Source organism: Stenotrophomonas sp. AS1, from assembly GCF_048957655.1.
Lineage (GTDB): Bacteria > Pseudomonadota > Gammaproteobacteria > Xanthomonadales > Xanthomonadaceae > Stenotrophomonas > Stenotrophomonas bentonitica_A.
The window spans coordinates 18,103-33,267 of record NZ_JARVXM010000006.1 but is presented as its reverse complement, the minus strand read 5'-3'; the positions used below and the strand labels follow the sequence as shown (position 1 = coordinate 33,267).

Annotated in this window: 13 protein-coding genes; 6 read left to right on the top strand and 7 right to left on the bottom strand. The window is 68.3% G+C overall.

Annotation, left to right across the window (positions count from 1 at the left end):
* Positions 1 to 181: 181 nt before the first annotated feature.
* Both PV764_RS08980 and PV764_RS08975 read right to left on the bottom strand, forming a co-directional pair.
* Complete coding sequence (locus tag PV764_RS08980) at positions 182 to 886, bottom strand: LytR/AlgR family response regulator transcription factor (protein ID WP_284128287.1); 705 nt, start codon at positions 884 to 886, stop codon at positions 182 to 184.
* Positions 874 to 2,583, bottom strand: a complete 1,710-nt coding sequence (locus PV764_RS08975; RefSeq protein ID WP_421116502.1) for a histidine kinase — start codon at positions 2,581 to 2,583, stop codon at positions 874 to 876. Before PV764_RS08975 ends, PV764_RS08980 begins: the two co-directional genes overlap by 13 nt.
* Positions 2,584 to 2,742: 159 nt before the next feature.
* Between PV764_RS08975 and PV764_RS08970 the strand changes: the two genes are divergently transcribed.
* The 4 genes from PV764_RS08970 to PV764_RS08955 all read left to right on the top strand — a co-directional run bounded on the left by PV764_RS08970 (position 2,743) and on the right by PV764_RS08955 (position 6,124).
* Positions 2,743 to 4,260, top strand: coding sequence for an alpha/beta hydrolase (locus tag PV764_RS08970; protein WP_421116501.1), 1,518 nt, complete (start codon positions 2,743 to 2,745; stop codon positions 4,258 to 4,260).
* Positions 4,261 to 4,357: 97 nt separating this feature from the next.
* Positions 4,358 to 4,654 carry a hypothetical protein gene (locus tag PV764_RS08965; RefSeq protein WP_421116500.1) on the top strand — a complete coding sequence of 99 codons (297 nt, stop codon included), beginning with the start codon at positions 4,358 to 4,360 and terminating at the stop codon, positions 4,652 to 4,654.
* A 121-nt stretch (positions 4,655 to 4,775) separates the two neighbouring features.
* Positions 4,776 to 5,159 carry a YbjQ family protein gene (locus PV764_RS08960; protein WP_421116499.1) on the top strand — a complete coding sequence of 128 codons (384 nt, stop codon included), beginning with the start codon at positions 4,776 to 4,778 and terminating at the stop codon, positions 5,157 to 5,159.
* An 86-nt stretch (positions 5,160 to 5,245) separates the two neighbouring features.
* The gene (locus PV764_RS08955; RefSeq protein ID WP_284128283.1) at positions 5,246 to 6,124 is read left to right on the top strand and encodes an SDR family NAD(P)-dependent oxidoreductase; all 879 of its coding nucleotides are present in this window, start codon (positions 5,246 to 5,248) and stop codon (positions 6,122 to 6,124) included.
* Positions 6,125 to 6,197: 73 nt separating this feature from the next.
* On the opposite strand, the gene PV764_RS08950 is transcribed toward PV764_RS08955, so the two are convergent.
* The 5 genes from PV764_RS08950 to PV764_RS08930 all read right to left on the bottom strand — a co-directional run bounded on the left by PV764_RS08950 (position 6,198) and on the right by PV764_RS08930 (position 10,598).
* Positions 6,198 to 7,010 carry a sugar phosphate isomerase/epimerase family protein gene (locus tag PV764_RS08950; protein WP_421116498.1) on the bottom strand — a complete coding sequence of 271 codons (813 nt, stop codon included), beginning with the start codon at positions 7,008 to 7,010 and terminating at the stop codon, positions 6,198 to 6,200.
* An 88-nt stretch (positions 7,011 to 7,098) separates the two neighbouring features.
* Positions 7,099 to 7,281: a hypothetical protein gene (locus tag PV764_RS08945; RefSeq protein ID WP_152663795.1), complete on the bottom strand. Its 183-nt coding sequence runs from the start codon at positions 7,279 to 7,281 to the stop codon at positions 7,099 to 7,101.
* Positions 7,278 to 8,414, bottom strand: a complete 1,137-nt coding sequence (locus tag PV764_RS08940) for a PepSY-associated TM helix domain-containing protein (protein WP_421116497.1) — start codon at positions 8,412 to 8,414, stop codon at positions 7,278 to 7,280. The genes PV764_RS08945 and PV764_RS08940 overlap by 4 nt, the downstream gene beginning before the upstream one ends.
* A gap of 137 nt (positions 8,415 to 8,551) precedes the next feature.
* Positions 8,552 to 9,922 carry a sensor histidine kinase gene (locus PV764_RS08935; protein ID WP_152663796.1) on the bottom strand — a complete coding sequence of 457 codons (1,371 nt, stop codon included), beginning with the start codon at positions 9,920 to 9,922 and terminating at the stop codon, positions 8,552 to 8,554.
* Positions 9,915 to 10,598, bottom strand: a complete 684-nt coding sequence (locus PV764_RS08930) for a response regulator transcription factor (protein WP_046274040.1) — start codon at positions 10,596 to 10,598, stop codon at positions 9,915 to 9,917. The genes PV764_RS08935 and PV764_RS08930 overlap by 8 nt, the downstream gene beginning before the upstream one ends.
* 177 nt (positions 10,599 to 10,775) lie before the next feature.
* On the opposite strand from PV764_RS08930, the gene PV764_RS08925 reads away from it, so the two are divergent.
* The gene (locus PV764_RS08925) at positions 10,776 to 11,984 is read left to right on the top strand and encodes an efflux RND transporter periplasmic adaptor subunit (protein ID WP_421116496.1); all 1,209 of its coding nucleotides are present in this window, start codon (positions 10,776 to 10,778) and stop codon (positions 11,982 to 11,984) included.
* A 7-nt stretch (positions 11,985 to 11,991) separates the two neighbouring features.
* Positions 11,992 to 15,105, top strand: a complete 3,114-nt coding sequence (locus PV764_RS08920) for an efflux RND transporter permease subunit (RefSeq protein WP_421116495.1) — start codon at positions 11,992 to 11,994, stop codon at positions 15,103 to 15,105.
* Positions 15,106 to 15,165 lie beyond the last annotated feature (60 nt).

Here is a 15,165-nt window from a genome sequence, read left to right as displayed (position 1 = left end):
CAATTGCCAGTGTGACAACGTCGCATCGAATGCGCTTGCACAGTCGCTCGGGCTGACGCCGTACGGCAAGTGGGAAACTGCATTCGCGCCGTAGCCTTGCCGGTCACTGGTGCATGAAGTGAAACCAGCGTCCCACGGGCAAACAGTGCTTGTGTTTTACATGCCGGTTCTGGACTGGGATTCAACCAGTCGACCCGATGTCCCTACGAATCTCTTCAACAAACGCCCGCCCCACCGGCACCTCAGCCCCATCATTCAACATCAACCAATACCGGCTCCCCGAAGCCGCGTGCAGCGTCCGCACATGCTTCAGATTGACCATATACGACCGGTGGCAGCGCACAAAGTCCGGCGGCAGAACGGCAGTAAGACTCGCCAGCGATTTGTCATGCAGTTCACTGCGCCCATCACGCATGCGCACCTCGCTGTAATCCCCATCAGCGCGAATCCACAGAACATCCGCGAGTTCCACCATCGCCGTCCCCTGTGCATGCCAGACGCCCAGGTAACGCGCGGCGCCAGACCGATACCGCCCGACATCCAGCAGTCGCTCCAGCGCCTGCCCCAGCCGTTCGCGTGAGAAGGGCTTCGGCACGAAATCCAGCACGCCATGCTCAAACGCCTGCAGCGCCCGCTCCCGATGCGCGGAGACCACCACGCAGTGGTATCGGCCAGCCACCACGCGCTTCAGCAGGTCGAAACCATCCTCCCCACCCAGATTCAAATCCAGCAGCAGGCCGTCATACACGCTGCGCTGCAGCCGGTCACCCGCGGCGTCCAGGTCGGCCACGGCGTCGAATCGGGCGCGGCTGCCAGCCAGTTCGGTGCACATCCGCAGCAGCCTCTGGCGAACCAGCAGTTCATCCTCGACGATCAGGATGCGCATGTCAGCTCCATGCGGCCGTACCAGTCGTTGCCATCGGCGCCCTGCTCAAAGTGCCAGCCCTCCGGCCAGGTGGCGGCCAAGCTTGCCTCGATGTAGCGGGTGCCCGTGCCTTGCCCGCGATGCGGCGCGGTACCACGTGCGCTGCGCAGTTCCAGCATCCAACCGTTGCCGTCGCGCTGGATACGCAGGCGGAACGGATGCTCGGCACACGCCACCGCCCCCGCATGGGTGAGCGCATTCTCGACCTGCGCATGCAGCACGCCGGGAGGCAGCCAGAGGCCGCTGTGTTCGCCCTCGACCTCGAAACCGATGTGGCGATCCAGAGCCAGGCCGACGATGTCCAGGTGGTTGCGGCACAGCGCCAGCTCTTCTTCCACCGGTACGCTGGGGCGGGTGCTGCTTTCACGCAGGCGGTCGAACTGCTCAGCCAACGATTCGACCAGGCGGCTCGCGCGCATCGGCGCCTGTTCGATCAGTTCCTGCAGGCCGGTGAGGGTGTTCATCAGCCAATGCGGGTGAATCCCTCGCTGCAGCAACTGCAGCGAGAGGCGAGTGCGCTCTTCCCGTAAAAGCGCGTTGTGATGGTCCAAGGCGCGCAGCTGGGCGGCGTGACGGATCAGCAGAAAGCCCATCAGCACGGCCAGGAACAGGAAGTAGGGACCATCCAGGAAGATGCCGCGGGCGAAGGGCACGGCCAGCGCGCCTGCCACGACCAATGTGAGGATCGGCCAGCGTTCGTCAGGCTCGCTATGGGCGCGCAGCAGCACGCAGGCGGAGGTCAGCAGGCTCAGCAGCAGCAGCGCGGCACCGCGGCCGTCGAAGCTGGGCAAGAAGGCGGCCAGCGCCAGCAGGGTGGCGAGATAGGCGACGCGGGCGGGCTTCGGCACCGCGACGCCGAAACGGCGCGCCAGGTAAGCCGGCAGCAGGATCGCCGCGGCGAGGTGCAGCACAAGCAGCATCAACAGTCGCGGGCCGTGCCACGGATATACATAACCGACCAGCGGACGCCATGCTTCGACGACGGGCAGCGCAAGGCCGACGAACCCCAAGGCGAGCAGCAGGCGCGCACCGGGCACACGCGGCCGGCCGCGCTGTGCGGCGAGGAAGTACAGGCACGCCGCGCCGAGTGCACCTGTGGCGAGGGCGGCGATCAACCACGCTCCGATGCCGTGGCCGTAGATCGAGGCGGCTGGCCCGACGGCAACGAAGGCATCCGCGCCGCGCGGCTTGAGCCACTGATGATGGCTGGAGGCGAGCAGCACCACCTCATCGGTGCCGCTGCGCGAGGAGGGCGGCAGCACACGGATGATGTCCACCTGTCCGGGCTGCTCTTCTTCCGCGCTGCGGCCGACGATGCCGTTGGCGGCCAACGGCTGGCCGTTCCAGAAGGGCTGGCTGGCGGCGCGCACCGAGACGCGCAGTGCGCGGTCGGCCGCGTGCTGGTTTGCCGGCGCGGGCAGGCGCCAGCGCAGCCAGTAAGGACCGCGCCACTGCACCAGTTCGCGTTGGTTGGCCGGTTGCCAGGCCAGTATCTTCGGCGGCGCGGTGGGCAGCGCGCCATCGGCCCCCAGCGTAGCGGGCGCCATCTCTTGGGCTTCGTAGTAGCGCACCCCCGGTGCGGGCGCGACCAACAGCAGCCACGCGGCGATTGCGATGAGCAGGACGGCGAGGGCGGCCAGGGTGCGTGGGATCTGCATGGGCCCATCGTATCGGTTGCATGGAGCTGCTGGACCCCCGTCTGGAGCTGTTCGGCGGACGGGCCATCCTCGGCCGCCGTGGGGACGGCGATGCTGCAGGCGTGGTGCACGCGCTGTCACTCGCCGCTCGATTCCCTTATCGCCCAACCGGAGGCCGTCATGTCCAACGTCCCGCTGTCCCTGTTCCGTTCTCTTCTTCCCGGCCGGCACCTGCGGATCACACGGTGGGCGGCGCTGTGCCTCGCCCTTGCTGGCGCGTCGCCCGCGCTGGCCAGTGGGGCGCCGGCGCCGCTGGTGTTCACTCCCTATGCGTTCGAGACACAGAAGCACGGCACCATCGCGGCCGAAGCGGGCTACCTGGAGGTGCCGCGTCGGCATGCAGACCCCAACGGACCGCGCATGCGCCTGCGGGTAGTGCGCCTGCCGGCGACCGGCGGCGAGGGTCGCGCGGCACCGGTGGTGTACCTGGCCGGCGGCCCGGGTGGCTCGGGAATCGGGACCGGGCGCGGTCCGCGCTGGCCGGTGTTCGATCAGGTCCGGCGCGAGACCGACGTGCTGCTGCTCGACCAGCGCGGGGCGGGCGAGTCCGAACCGCCGCCGCCGTGCCCGCACCAGCACACGTTCGACGATGCACAGCCGCTGCAGCACGACGCCGCGCTCGACGCGCTGCGCGGGGTGGCCGCCCGCTGCGTGGCGTACTGGCGGGAGGCCGGCGTGGACCTGGGGGCCTACACCACCGCCGAGAGTGCCGGTGACCTGGAGGACCTGCGGCGGGCGTTGAAGGTGCCGAAGATCAGCCTGTGGGGCATGAGCTACGGCACCCATCTGGCGCTGGCCACGGTGCGCCTGCACGGTGCTGGTCTCGACCGGGTAGTGCTGATGGGCACGGAGGGACCCGATGACACATTGAAGCTGCCGCTGTCGGCCGATGCGCTGCTGGCGGAGTTGAGCGGGGCGGCCAAGGAGGCGGGCTTCGATGACCTGACCGGCTCGGCCACGCGGGTGCTGGCAGCACTGCGTGAGCAGCCGCGCCAGGGGCGCAGTGTCATGCATGGCGGCAAGCCGGTGATGATCGGCGAGTACGACGCGCAGCTTGCGATCAGTGCCAGCCTGGGACGGCGCATGACGCAGCAGTGGCTGCCGCTGATCCTGCGCGATGCCGAAAATGGCGACTACGATCTGCTGGCGGCAATGGTGCTGCTGCTGCGCAGTGAGTACGGCAGCTACGGCGCGATGTCGCTGGCGATGGACGTGGCCTCCGGGCAGAGCCCGCAGCGCCGGGCACTGGCCGAGGCGCAGGCCCGCGAGAGCCTGTTCGGCGATGCGCTGAACTTCCCGTTCCCGGCGCTCGGCGATGGCCTGGGGCTGGTCGATCTCGGCGACGCCTTCCGTGGGCCGCTGCGCAGCAACGTGCCGGTGCTGTTCATCAGTGGCACGTTGGACGGGCGTACGCCGCCGGCCAACGCCGCAGCGCTGCGGCCGGGTTTCCGAGACAGCCGCACGCTGTTGGCACGCGGCGCCAGTCATGACAACGAGATGTGGCTGGGGAATCCGGCCATCGCCGCGGGCATCGCCGATTTCCTGGCCGGACGGGCGGTGGGTGATGCCGAGCTCGACGTGGGCGCACCGGTGTTCGCGCGGAGCAAGCGCGATCTGGTCGATCCGCGGGGTCGCTGAGGGCAGCCGGACGTTCCGCGGTGTGCAGGCGCCGGGAACCGGCCGAGGTGTATGGTTTCGGCTGGCCTTGGCGCTTGCGCCCACACAGGAGGACGCGATGACCGATTCAGCGGTGGCATCCGTGCACGGCACGCCCGACGATTACGGCGACACGCTGTACCGGGTGTATTTCGAAGTGGGCGAGTGGGAGGGCATCGCGCGCGATGCAATCACCACGTTCCTGGTCGAGCGCGCCAGCGACCACCCTGCCTTCGATTTCGACGCCTCGCTGCTGCACGCGCGTCCACACGGGTACGAAGTGGACCTGCCGATGCAGCTGATTCCCGAGGTGGCGCGGGCGCTGGCCGAGCAGAATGTGGCGGTATACCAGGTGGTCAGGCTCGGTGGCGTCTAGGGGGCACTGGAAGGTCACCCGGCATCGCATCCGCGTTCTGCTTGGCGCTATCCTTCGGCCAGCTCCAGCCGCACCCTGCGCGCTGGCCGGATCGATACTCTCACCCTGGATAGAGGCAGCAATGGCGGATCCTTACAACAGCGGTGGCCGCGCAGGCCCCGCAACCCGGCTCGACGATGCGATGGTGACCACGGCGATGGAACTGCCCGGTTTCCGCGTGGTGCGCAGCCTGGGCGTGGTGCGTGGCATCACCGTGCGTTCGCGTTCGATCGTGGGCAATTTCCTCGGCGGGCTGCAGACCATCTTCGGTGGCAACATCACCATCTACACGCAGCTGTGCGAGCAGGCGCGCGAAGAGACCTATCGGGACATGTCCAATCATGCGCGGATGTTGGGCGCCAACGCGATCATCGCCATGTGCTATGACGCCACCGACGTGATGACCGGCCTGACCGAAGTGCTGTGCTACGGCACGGCGGTGATCGTCGAGCCCACGCACGTCTAGGCATCCTGCGTGCGATATGCCCTGAGTATCGCTGCAAGCTGTCATCGGTATTGGCATCCGCGCTGCGCAAGGCGGATGCTGTCTGCATGACGATCAACGACACACTTTCTTTTGCCGGGCAGGTTGCCCTGGTCACCGGTGCCGCTGGCGGACTGGGACTCGCTTACAGTCGATTGCTGGCACAGCGCGGTGCACACGTGGTGATGCAGGATGTGGGCGCCGCCCTGGACGGCACCGGCACCGATCCGCGGCGGATCGATCAGGCGGTGGCGCGCCTGCATGCACAGAGCCTTTCTGTCGAGGCCAGCCACCATGGCGTCGATACCCGCAGCCGGGCGGCAGCGCTGGTCGCCGATATCCTGCAGCGGCACGGCCGCCTGGATGCGATCGTGCACAACGCCGGCTGGGTCGAGTACCAGCGTATCGATGCGGTGGACGAGGATCGTTTCGATCACATGATGGCGGTCGCGGCCAAGGCGCCGCTGTGGTTGGCGCAGGCCGCATGGCCGGCCATGCAGGCGCAGGGCCACGGCCGCATCGTGCTCACCACCTCCGACCGTGCGCTGTATCCGCAGTACGTGCAGCACGGGCTGGCGGCGTATGCGGCGGCGAAGTCGGCCGCGGTCGGGATCGTCAACGTACTGGCAGCCGAGGGCGCGGCGCATGGCATCGTGGTCAATGCGGTATCGCCGGTGGCCAAGACCCGCATGTGGGGCGTGGAGGGCGAACCGGATGAACTGCATCCGGAGGGCGTGGCGCCGGGTGTCGTGTTCCTGGCTTCACGTGCCTGCATCGAGGGCGGCTGGATCCTGCGGGCCAGCAACGGGCAGTTCCATGCGACCCGACTGACCGAGGCCGAGGGCGTGCATTACCCGCGTGATCTGCGGGCAGTTTCCGCCCGCAGTATCGAGGACGTCGCCGCGCAGTGGCAGGACATGGCAAGGCCGGCCGTCGAGCCGCGCTGACGCCACGCACGTGCCTCCTTGAGCGCTTGGCGCGGCACCCTGGTGCCGTCGCATGAGGGCAGCCGGAAACACATCAGTGCGCCAGCACCGCCTCCAGCGCCGCCATGGCCTCGCGCGCCACCTCATGGGGATCACGGGCCTTCAGCGCGTCATTGAACACCTCCAGCCCGATCGGCCCGCTGTAACCCATCTCGGCCAGCGCATCGATCAGCGTCTCCAGCGGCCAGAGGCCATCGCCCGGCAGGCAGCGGTGATGCCGCGCCTGCGTGGTCACCTGCCCGGGCAACGGCTGAGCCAGTACATCCGACAGCTGCACCAGCGCGATGCGCTCCACCGGGATGTCGCGCAGGTCATCGGCCGTACGCCCGGCGGCGAACAGGTGGAAGGCATCGACCACGATATCCAGGTTCGGCGCCCCGACCTGCTCGATCTGCTGCCACGCCGAGGGCAGGGTGGAGTGCAGACGACTCCAGGCCATGCCTTCGTAGGCGATACGCAGGCCGTGCTCAGCGGCACGCAGGCACAGCCAGCGCAGGTCGTCGGCAACCCGCTCGGGCGCGTAGTCGGTTGCCGTGCAGGCAGGCACCAGCACAGTGCCTGCACCGACGTCGTTTGCCAGCGCGAGCAACGACATCGCCTCGGCACGCTTGCTCTGGCGAGTGGCGGCTGAAGCGCCATCAAAATCCAGCAGCACCTGCACGTCGGTGAGCTGCAGGCCGGTGCGCGCCAGGGCTGTACGCACGTCGGCGACGGATGAGGACGCGACATCCTCACGCCACAGTTCGACCTGCGCGAATCCTGCCGCGGTGGCGGCCTCGAGTTTGTCGACCGTGTCGCCGCCAAGCAGGATCGTGTTGAGGAAGCGGGGGCCGGGCAATCGGTTCATCGGGACAACGCCTTTGCACGCAGTGGATCTCGCGCTCCATGCTATCGACCCGGGCATCGGCGTCCTGTGCAGATGTGCCCGCGCCGCGTCAGCGCGTGCGTTTCACCCACGCACGCACCACCAGCGCGATCAACGCGGTGAACACGAGCCAGGAGATGAGGTCCAACAGCCCGTCGCCGATCAGCGCGCTGACCAGGCCGACCACACTGGCCAGTGCAAGCCACGCCGGGGCGATGAAGGGGCTGCGCGGTGGTTTCACCGGTGCGCTCATGCGGCACCCCCATGCTGCGCGGCGCGCTCGATCTCGGTGACGCGTGCGTCGGTACTGCCACGCTTCACCCACAGATACAGGCCGCTGATCAGCACCGCGATGGTGAGCAGGTCCAGCAGGGCCCACAACACCTTCAGCGGCAGCTTGCCGTAGTCGCCGAAATGCAGGGGCTGGCTCAGCAGCAACACGCTCATGTTGGCCGGCAACTGCGGTTGCGCGGTGAGCTCGCCGGTCTTGGCATCGATCAGCACCGGGCGGTACAGGCGCTCGGTGAGGGCGGTGTTGCCCTGCATGAACACGCCATAGTGGTGGTCACCGCTGTAGCCGGTGCCGGGGAAGCTGACGAAGGCCGGGCGCATGCCGGGCTCGGCGGCACGTGCGGTTTCCACGGCGGCCTGCAGCGAGGCCAGCGTGGCCGGCCGTGGCTGGCCAGCATAGCGGGCCGCGAACTCGCCGAGCTGCTCGCTCTGCCAGGCCTGTTCCAGCGGCTTGGCGATGGTGTTGATGGCGCCGGTGACGCCCACCACCAGTGCCCAGCCGAGGGTGACCACGCCCAGCACGTTGTGCAGGTCCAGCCAGGCCAGCCGGCGGTTGCGGCCGGTGCGCAGCGTGCCGAAGCGCTGCTTGCGCATGAACGGGCCATACAACACCAGGCCGGAGATGATCGCCACCGCGAACAGCAGCCCCATCGCGCCCATGAACAACATGCCGGGCAGGCCGAGGAAAAGATCGGTGTGCAGGCGGTACAGGAAGTACATCACGCCTTCGTTGAACTGCGCGGCCGGCAGCACCTCGCCGGTGGTCGCGTGCAGCAGCGCGGTGTGCATCTGCGGTGGCGGGGTGTCCGGGCGTGCACCGGTGTTGACGTACACGGTGGGTGCGTCCGGATCCCAGCCGACGAACAGCGGCACATCGCCGGGATACTGCGCCAGTGCGGTGCGCACCTGCGCGTCCAGATCACGCGGCGTGGCATCGGCCGCCGTGGTGGCCACCTCCGGCTCGCTGAGGTGGGCGATCTCCTCGCCGAACACCAGCGGCAGGCCGGTCAGGCACAGCAGCAACAGGAACAGGGTACAGACCAGGCTGGTCCACTTGTGGATCAGGAACCAGGCTTTGATGGTGGCACGTTGCATGAAGGCTCTCGGGCGATGGCTGGAGGCACGCGGTGTCGCGACCGGCGGGCAGGTCGCGACGGATTATCCGGATGCCGGGTGGGAATACAAAAAGAATCCCACCCCGGCCAGACCGGCCAGACGCGATGCGCCCTCGTTCAGCGAAGGCCCTCGGCCGCACAGCGGATGCTCAACCACGCCCCGCCCCCGGGGGCATCCCCGGCGCGGACCCGGAAGCCGTGCAGGCCGGCAATCGCGGCCACGATCGACAGCCCCAACCCGAACCCCTCGGTGGACTCGCCGCCACTGCCGCCGCGGAAGAAGCGCTGGTAGATCAGGGTGCGGTCCTGCGGTGGAATGCCCGGTCCGTTGTCGATCACATCGATCCGCGGTGTGCCGCGGTCGTCCACCGCGCGCAGCACGATCCGGCCCTGCGTGGGGGTGAAGTGCAGCGCGTTGGAGAGCAGGTTGGCCAATGCTTCGAACAGCAGCTCGCGGTCGCCCCACAACGTGCCCGCCTGCGGGTCGATCTCCAGCAGCAGCTGCTGGTCCTTCTCCTCGGCCAGTGGCAGGTAGAACGCATGCAGTTCCCGCAGCAGCTCGCCCGCATCCAGTTCGACGAAGGCGGAGCGGCGCTGGTGGCTTTCCAGTTCGGAAATGCGCAGCAGCGCCCCGAAGCGCGCCATCAGCCGGTCGGTTTCGTCCAGCGCCTTGTCCAGCTGCGCCGCGCGCGGGTCATCTTCCTCCAGCCCGACACGGGTGCGGTACAGATGCGCGCGCAGGCGGGTGAGCGGGGTACGCAGATCGTGGGCGATGCTGTCGCACACGCCTTTGACTTCGGTCATCAGCTGCTCGATGCGTTCGAGCATGGCGTTGACGATGCTCGACAGGCGGTCGATCTCATCCGGGCGCCCGGACACCGGCAGGCGCTGGCCGAGATCGCCGGCGATGATCCGCTTGGTCGCGGCCTCTATCTCCTGGATCCGCTTCAGCGGGCGCCGGCGCAGGATGTGCCAGCCGGCCAGGCCGGGAATGATGGTCAGCGAAACGCCCCACAGCAGCGCATCGAGGATGATGCTGTTGACCGCGGTGAGCTTGCCGCTCTGGCGCACGAACACCAGCAGCCGGCCATCCTGGGTTTCCACCCCGAGCGCGCGCCCGGGGGCATTGATCGGGCCGCTGCGCAATGACCAGCTATCCACTGCCTGGGCATGTCCATCCATGCGCAGGTCGCCGGGAATCGCCAGCAGCGGGCCGGCCAGCGGCTCCCCGGCGCGGCTGAAGATCCCATAGGCATACGCCCCGTGCAGGTCGTAGCGCAGGCTGTCGCGCAGCGCATCGTCCAGCGCCTGGCCGTTGAACTTCTCGAACAGGTGGGCGCGCTGCTGCAGGCCGGATTCGGCGAGGTCGTTGAGATAGTCCGAGACGCGCCAGTACATCACGCCCAGCAGCACGCTGGACCAGGCGACGAACAGCACGCAGTACAGCCCAAGCAGCCGGCTGCTGGAGGAACGCCATTGATCAGACATGGTCGTCCAGGACATACCCGGTGCCACGCACGGTACGGATGGGCTGGGCACGGCCTGGCTGGTCGATGCGCTTGCGCAGGCGGCCGATGTGGACATCGATCAGGTTGGTGCCGGGATCGAAGTGATAGCCCCACACCTCCTGGAACAACATGGTACGGGTGACCACCTGGCCGGCGTTGCGCACGAGGAACTCCAGCAGTTTGAACTCGGTGGGCAGCAGGGGGATCTCCTCGCCCGCCCGGCGCGCGGTGCGGGTCATCAGGTCCAGCTCCAGCTCGCCGGCGCGCAGCTGGTTGCCGGTCACGGCAGGCTGCCCGTGGCGGCGGATCAGCACCTCCACGCGGGCCGCCATCTCGTCCGAGGCGAAGGGTTTGGTCAGGTAGTCATCGCCGCCGGCGCGCAGGCCACGGACCCGCTCATCCACGTCGGAAAGGGCACTGATCATCAGTACCGGGGTGGTGATGCCCTGGCGGCGCAGGGAGGTGACCAGGGCCAGGCCATCGATGCCCGGCAGCATGCGGTCCAGGGTGATCACGGCGTAGTCCCCGCGGGCGGCCATCGCCAGCCCGTCCTCGCCGTTGCCCACCCGGTCCACCTCGAAGCCGTGGCTGCGCAGTTCCGTGGCGATTTCCTCGGCGGTGACGAGGTCGTCCTCGATAGTGAGTACGCGCGGCATGGGCCACTTTGACGATTGGGACGGGTGCATCGTCGCAACCCCCTGTGGGGACTGCAAATGAAAAATGTTTCATGCGGTTTTCGCCGGATCCTCGCCCCGGTTCTCCTATATTCGCCCCGAGCAGTAGCCCTGCCATCCGGGCCGCCTGCCCCGTTCTCGCCTGGAATCCCGCCCCCCATGACCGACCCGCTCCCGTCCTCCCCGGCTTCTGGCCCGTTGCCCGGCCCCTGGCGTCTGCCGCTGCTGGGGTTGGCGGTGGTGGCGTTGGCGCTGGGTGCCTGCAGCAAGCAGACGCCCAAGGCGCCCGGCGCGGCGCCGGAGGTGACGGTACTGACCCTGCAGGCCCAATCGCTGGCGCTGGCCCAGGAGCTTCCCGGTCGCACCGTGGCGTCGCAGGAATCGGAGGTGCGCCCGCAGGTCTCCGGGGTGTTGCAGGCGCGGTTGTTCGAGCAGGGCGAGAGGGTGAAAGCCGGGCAGCCGCTGTTCCAGATCGAACCGGCGCTGTACCAGGCTGCGGTGAACGAAGCGCAGGCCAACGTGCGCACCGCGCAGGCCACTGCGGTGGCGGCACGGCTGCGTGCCCAGCGCATGCAGCAGCTGGGCGCGGGCCAGCTGGCAGCGCAGCAGGATGTGGATGACGCGGTGGCCACCCACCAGCAGGCGGAGGCGGCGGTGCAAGCGGCGCAGGCAGTGCGCGATACCGCACGTACCAACCTGGGCTTCGCCCGGGTGACCGCGCCGATCAGCGGGCGGATCGGCCGCGCGCTGTTCACCCCGGGCGCGCTGGTGACCGATGGACAGGCCGAGCCGCTGGCGCGGATCCAGCAGGTGGACCCGATGAACGTGGATATCACCCAGTCCAGCAACGAATACCTGGCGCTGCGCCGGGCGATCGCCGCCGGTGGCGTGGAGGCGACCCGCGCGCCGGTGCAGCTCAAGCTCTCCGATGGCACCGCCTACCCGCTGGCCGGCACGCTGGAATTCGCCGACATCGATGTCGATCAGGAAACCGGCAGCATTACCCTCCGTGCGCAGTTCCCGAATCCACAGGGACAGCTGCTGCCCGGCATGTACGTGCGCGCCCAGGTCGGGCAGGGCACGCGCCAGCAGGCCTTGCTGGTACCGCAGGCAGCGGTGGACCGCAGCCCGAAGGGCGAGGCGCTGGCGTGGGTGGTGGGGGCGGATGGCCGCGTGCATCAACGCACCTTCACCACGGCGCGTGCGGTGGGCGACCAGTGGCTGGTGCTCGAGGGCCTGCGTGCCGGTGAGCAGGTCGTGCTCAGTGGCCGCCAGGGGCTGAGCGAAGGCGCGACGGTACGGATCAAGCCCGCCACCGCAGCCGCACCGGCCGCGGCGCCTGCCGCCGCGCCGGCCGGCGAAGGCTGAGCGGCCGATGCTGCCGCGCTTTTTCATCCACCGCCCGGTCTTCGCCTGGGTCCTGGCCATCTGCATCATGGCGCTGGGCACCATCGCGGTGACCCAGTTGCCGGTGGAGCAGTACCCGGACATCGCGCCACCGCAGGTCAACATCACCGCCAACTACACCGGCGCCTCGGCACAGACGGTGGAAGACAGCGTCACCCAGGTGATCGAGCAGCAGATCAAGGGCATCGACCACCTGTTGTATTTCTCTTCCACCAGTTCGTCTTCGGGCCAGGCGCGGATCACGGTCACCTTCGACCAGCGCGCCAACCCGGACATTGCCCAGGTGCAGGTGCAGAACAGCGTCAACCAGGCGATCAACCGGCTGCCGCAGGAAGTGCAGCAGCAGGGCGTGACCGTGGCCAAATCGCAGGGCGATTCGCTGATGGTGGTGTCGCTGTATGACACCCACCGGCGCATGGAACGGGTGGACGTCTCCGATTTCCTGGTCAGCAATGTGCAGGACCCGATCAGCCGCATCCCCGGCGTGGGCGAAATCAACGTGTTCGGCTCGCCCTATGCGATGCGCATCTGGCTGGACCCGCACAAGCTGCGCGCGTTCGATCTGATGCCCTCGGATGTGCGCACCGCGATCCAGGCGCAGAACACCCAGGTCACCGCCGGTGAACTGGGCGCATTGCCGACCGGGCCGGAGCAGGCGCTCAACGCGACCGTGACCGCACAGTCGCGGTTGCAGACCGCCGAGCAGTTCCGCGCGATCATCCTGCGCACCCTGCCCAGCGGCGCGGCCGTGCACCTGGGCGATGTGGCGCGGGTGGAGATCGGCGCGGAGAACTACCAGACCAGCAGCTTCCTCAACGGCTATCCCGCGGCCGGTTTCTCGGTGACGCTGGCCTCCGGCGCCAACGCGCTGGAAACCGCCGATGCGGTGCGCGCGGAGATCGAGCGCCTGCGTCCCAGCTTCCCGCCGGGGCTGGAAGTGGCCTACCCGCGCGACAGCACGCCCTTCGTGCGGGTCTCCATCGAGGGCGTCATCCACACCCTGATCGAGGCGATCGTGCTGGTCGTGGTGGTGATGTTCCTGTTCCTGCAGAACCTGCGCGCCACCCTGATCCCGGCGATCACCGTGCCGGTGGTCCTGCTGGGCACGTTCGGCGTGCTGGCGGTGGCCGGGTTCACCATCAACACCTTGACCCTGTTCGCGATGGTGCTGGCGATCGGCCTGCTGGTGGACGATGCGATCGTGGTGGTGGAGAACGTCGAACGCATCATCCATGAGGAGCACCTGCCGCCGCGCGAGGCAACCGAGAAATCGATGGGCGAGATCACCGGTGCGCTGGTCGGCATCACCGTGGTGCTCGGCGCGGTGTTCCTGCCGATGGCCTTGTTCGGTGGTTCCACCGGCATCATCTACCGGCAGTTCTCGATCACGATCGCCTCGGCGATGGCGCTGTCGGCGCTGGTCGCGCTGACGCTGACCCCGGCGCTGTGCGCGACCCTGCTCAAGCCGTCCAGCGCGCAGAAGCCGCCGGGCCGTTTCTTTGCCTGGTTCAACCGCGGCGTGGAGCGCAGCCAGAACGGGTATCGCGGCAAGCTGGGCGGGATCGTGGCGCATCCGCGGCGCTGGATGGCCTTCTATGTGCTGCTGGTGATCGGGGTGGTCGCGTTGTACGCGCGCATGCCGACCGGGTTCCTGCCGGTGGAAGACCAGGGCCAGGTGACGTTCCAGTTCTCTACCCCCGAAGGCACGCCGATGGCGCGCACCGAGGCGCTGGGCGAACAGATCAGCCGCTATTTCATGGAGCATGAAAAAGACAGCCTGGACGTGGTGTTCGTGGTGGTCGGCCGTAACAACGCCGGCACCGGCCAGAACGCGGGGCAGGGGTTCATGGCGCTCAAGCCGTGGTCCGAGCGCGATGCCGAGCACAGCGCCGGGGCCATCATTGCCCGTGCCAACGCGCACTTCCGCAACCTGCCCGATGCGAAGGTCAACGTGCTGGCGCCACCGGCGGTGCGTGGGCTGGGGCAGTCCAGCGGGTTCGAGTTGTGGCTGCAGGACAACAGCGCGGCCGGGCGTCCGGCGCTGCAGGCGGCGCAGGAAAAGGTGGTGCAGGCCGCCAGCGACGACGACCGGCTCACCTCGGTGCGGTTGAATGGCCTTGGCGACAAGGCCGAGCTGCATCTGGACATCGACCAGGCGCAGGCCAGTGCGCTGGGCCTGGCCCAGGCGGACATCAATTCAACGCTGTCTTCTGCGTGGGGCGGCACCTACGTCAACGACTTCCTCGACCGCGGCCGGGTCAAGCGCGTGTACGTGCAGGGCGACCAGCCCTACCGCAGCGTGCCCGATGACATCGGCCAATGGTACGTACGCGGCAGCAACGGGCAGATGGCCTCGTTCGCCAGTTTCGCCAGCAGCCACTGGTCGCGCGGGCCCCAGCTGCAGCAGCGCTTCAACGGCCTGCCGGCGATGCAGATCCAGGGCAGTGCCGCCGAAGGGCGCAGCTCGGGCGAAGCGATGCAGACCATGCAGTCCCTGGTGGCCGATCAGCCCGGGTTCGCGTTGCAGTGGAGCGGACTGTCCTACCAGGAACAGCTGTCCAGCAACCAGACGTTGTGGCTGTATGCGGCCTCCATCGCCTTCATCTTCCTGTGCCTGGCCGCGCTCTACGAGAGCTGGACCGTGCCGGTGGCGGTGATGCTGGTGATCCCGCTGGGCGTCATCGGCACGGTGATCGCCACCACCGCGGCGGGCTTCGTCAACGACATCTACTTCCAGGTGGGGCTGCTGACCACGATCGGTCTGTCGGCCAAGAACGCGATCCTGATCGTGGAATTCGCCGAGGCCGAGTACCGCGCGGGCAGTTCGGCGGTGGATGCGGCGCTGAAGGGCGCCCGTCTGCGCCTGCGGCCGATCGTGATGACCTCGCTGGCGTTCGTGGCGGGCGTGATCCCGCTGGCCCTGGCCACCGGCGCTGGCGCCGTGAGCCGGCGCGAGATCGGCGTCAGCGTGATCGGCGGGATGCTCTCCGGCACGCTGCTGGCGATCGTGCTGGTGCCGCTGTTCTTCGTGCTGGTACGGCGGCTGGGCAAGGCCCGCCCGGATCGGGCGGCAGAACACTGAACGGCGGGGCGCCCCGGACCCCGGATTTCATCTTCTTGACCCATTCCGTTCACGGTCTCC

Coding starts and splice junctions, on each gene's coding strand:
- PV764_RS08980 (WP_284128287.1), bottom strand. CDS start 886: ATGCGCATCCTGATCGTCGAGGATGAACTGCTGGTTCGCCAGAGGCTG.
- PV764_RS08975 (WP_421116502.1), bottom strand. CDS start 2,583: ATGCAGATCCCACGCACCCTGGCCGCCCTCGCCGTCCTGCTCATCGCA.
- PV764_RS08970 (WP_421116501.1), top strand. CDS start 2,743: ATGTCCAACGTCCCGCTGTCCCTGTTCCGTTCTCTTCTTCCCGGCCGG.
- PV764_RS08965 (WP_421116500.1), top strand. CDS start 4,358: ATGACCGATTCAGCGGTGGCATCCGTGCACGGCACGCCCGACGATTAC.
- PV764_RS08960 (WP_421116499.1), top strand. CDS start 4,776: ATGGCGGATCCTTACAACAGCGGTGGCCGCGCAGGCCCCGCAACCCGG.
- PV764_RS08955 (WP_284128283.1), top strand. CDS start 5,246: ATGACGATCAACGACACACTTTCTTTTGCCGGGCAGGTTGCCCTGGTC.
- PV764_RS08950 (WP_421116498.1), bottom strand. CDS start 7,010: ATGAACCGATTGCCCGGCCCCCGCTTCCTCAACACGATCCTGCTTGGC.
- PV764_RS08945 (WP_152663795.1), bottom strand. CDS start 7,281: ATGAGCGCACCGGTGAAACCACCGCGCAGCCCCTTCATCGCCCCGGCG.
- PV764_RS08940 (WP_421116497.1), bottom strand. CDS start 8,414: ATGCAACGTGCCACCATCAAAGCCTGGTTCCTGATCCACAAGTGGACC.
- PV764_RS08935 (WP_152663796.1), bottom strand. CDS start 9,922: ATGTCTGATCAATGGCGTTCCTCCAGCAGCCGGCTGCTTGGGCTGTAC.
- PV764_RS08930 (WP_046274040.1), bottom strand. CDS start 10,598: ATGCCGCGCGTACTCACTATCGAGGACGACCTCGTCACCGCCGAGGAA.
- PV764_RS08925 (WP_421116496.1), top strand. CDS start 10,776: ATGACCGACCCGCTCCCGTCCTCCCCGGCTTCTGGCCCGTTGCCCGGC.
- PV764_RS08920 (WP_421116495.1), top strand. CDS start 11,992: ATGCTGCCGCGCTTTTTCATCCACCGCCCGGTCTTCGCCTGGGTCCTG.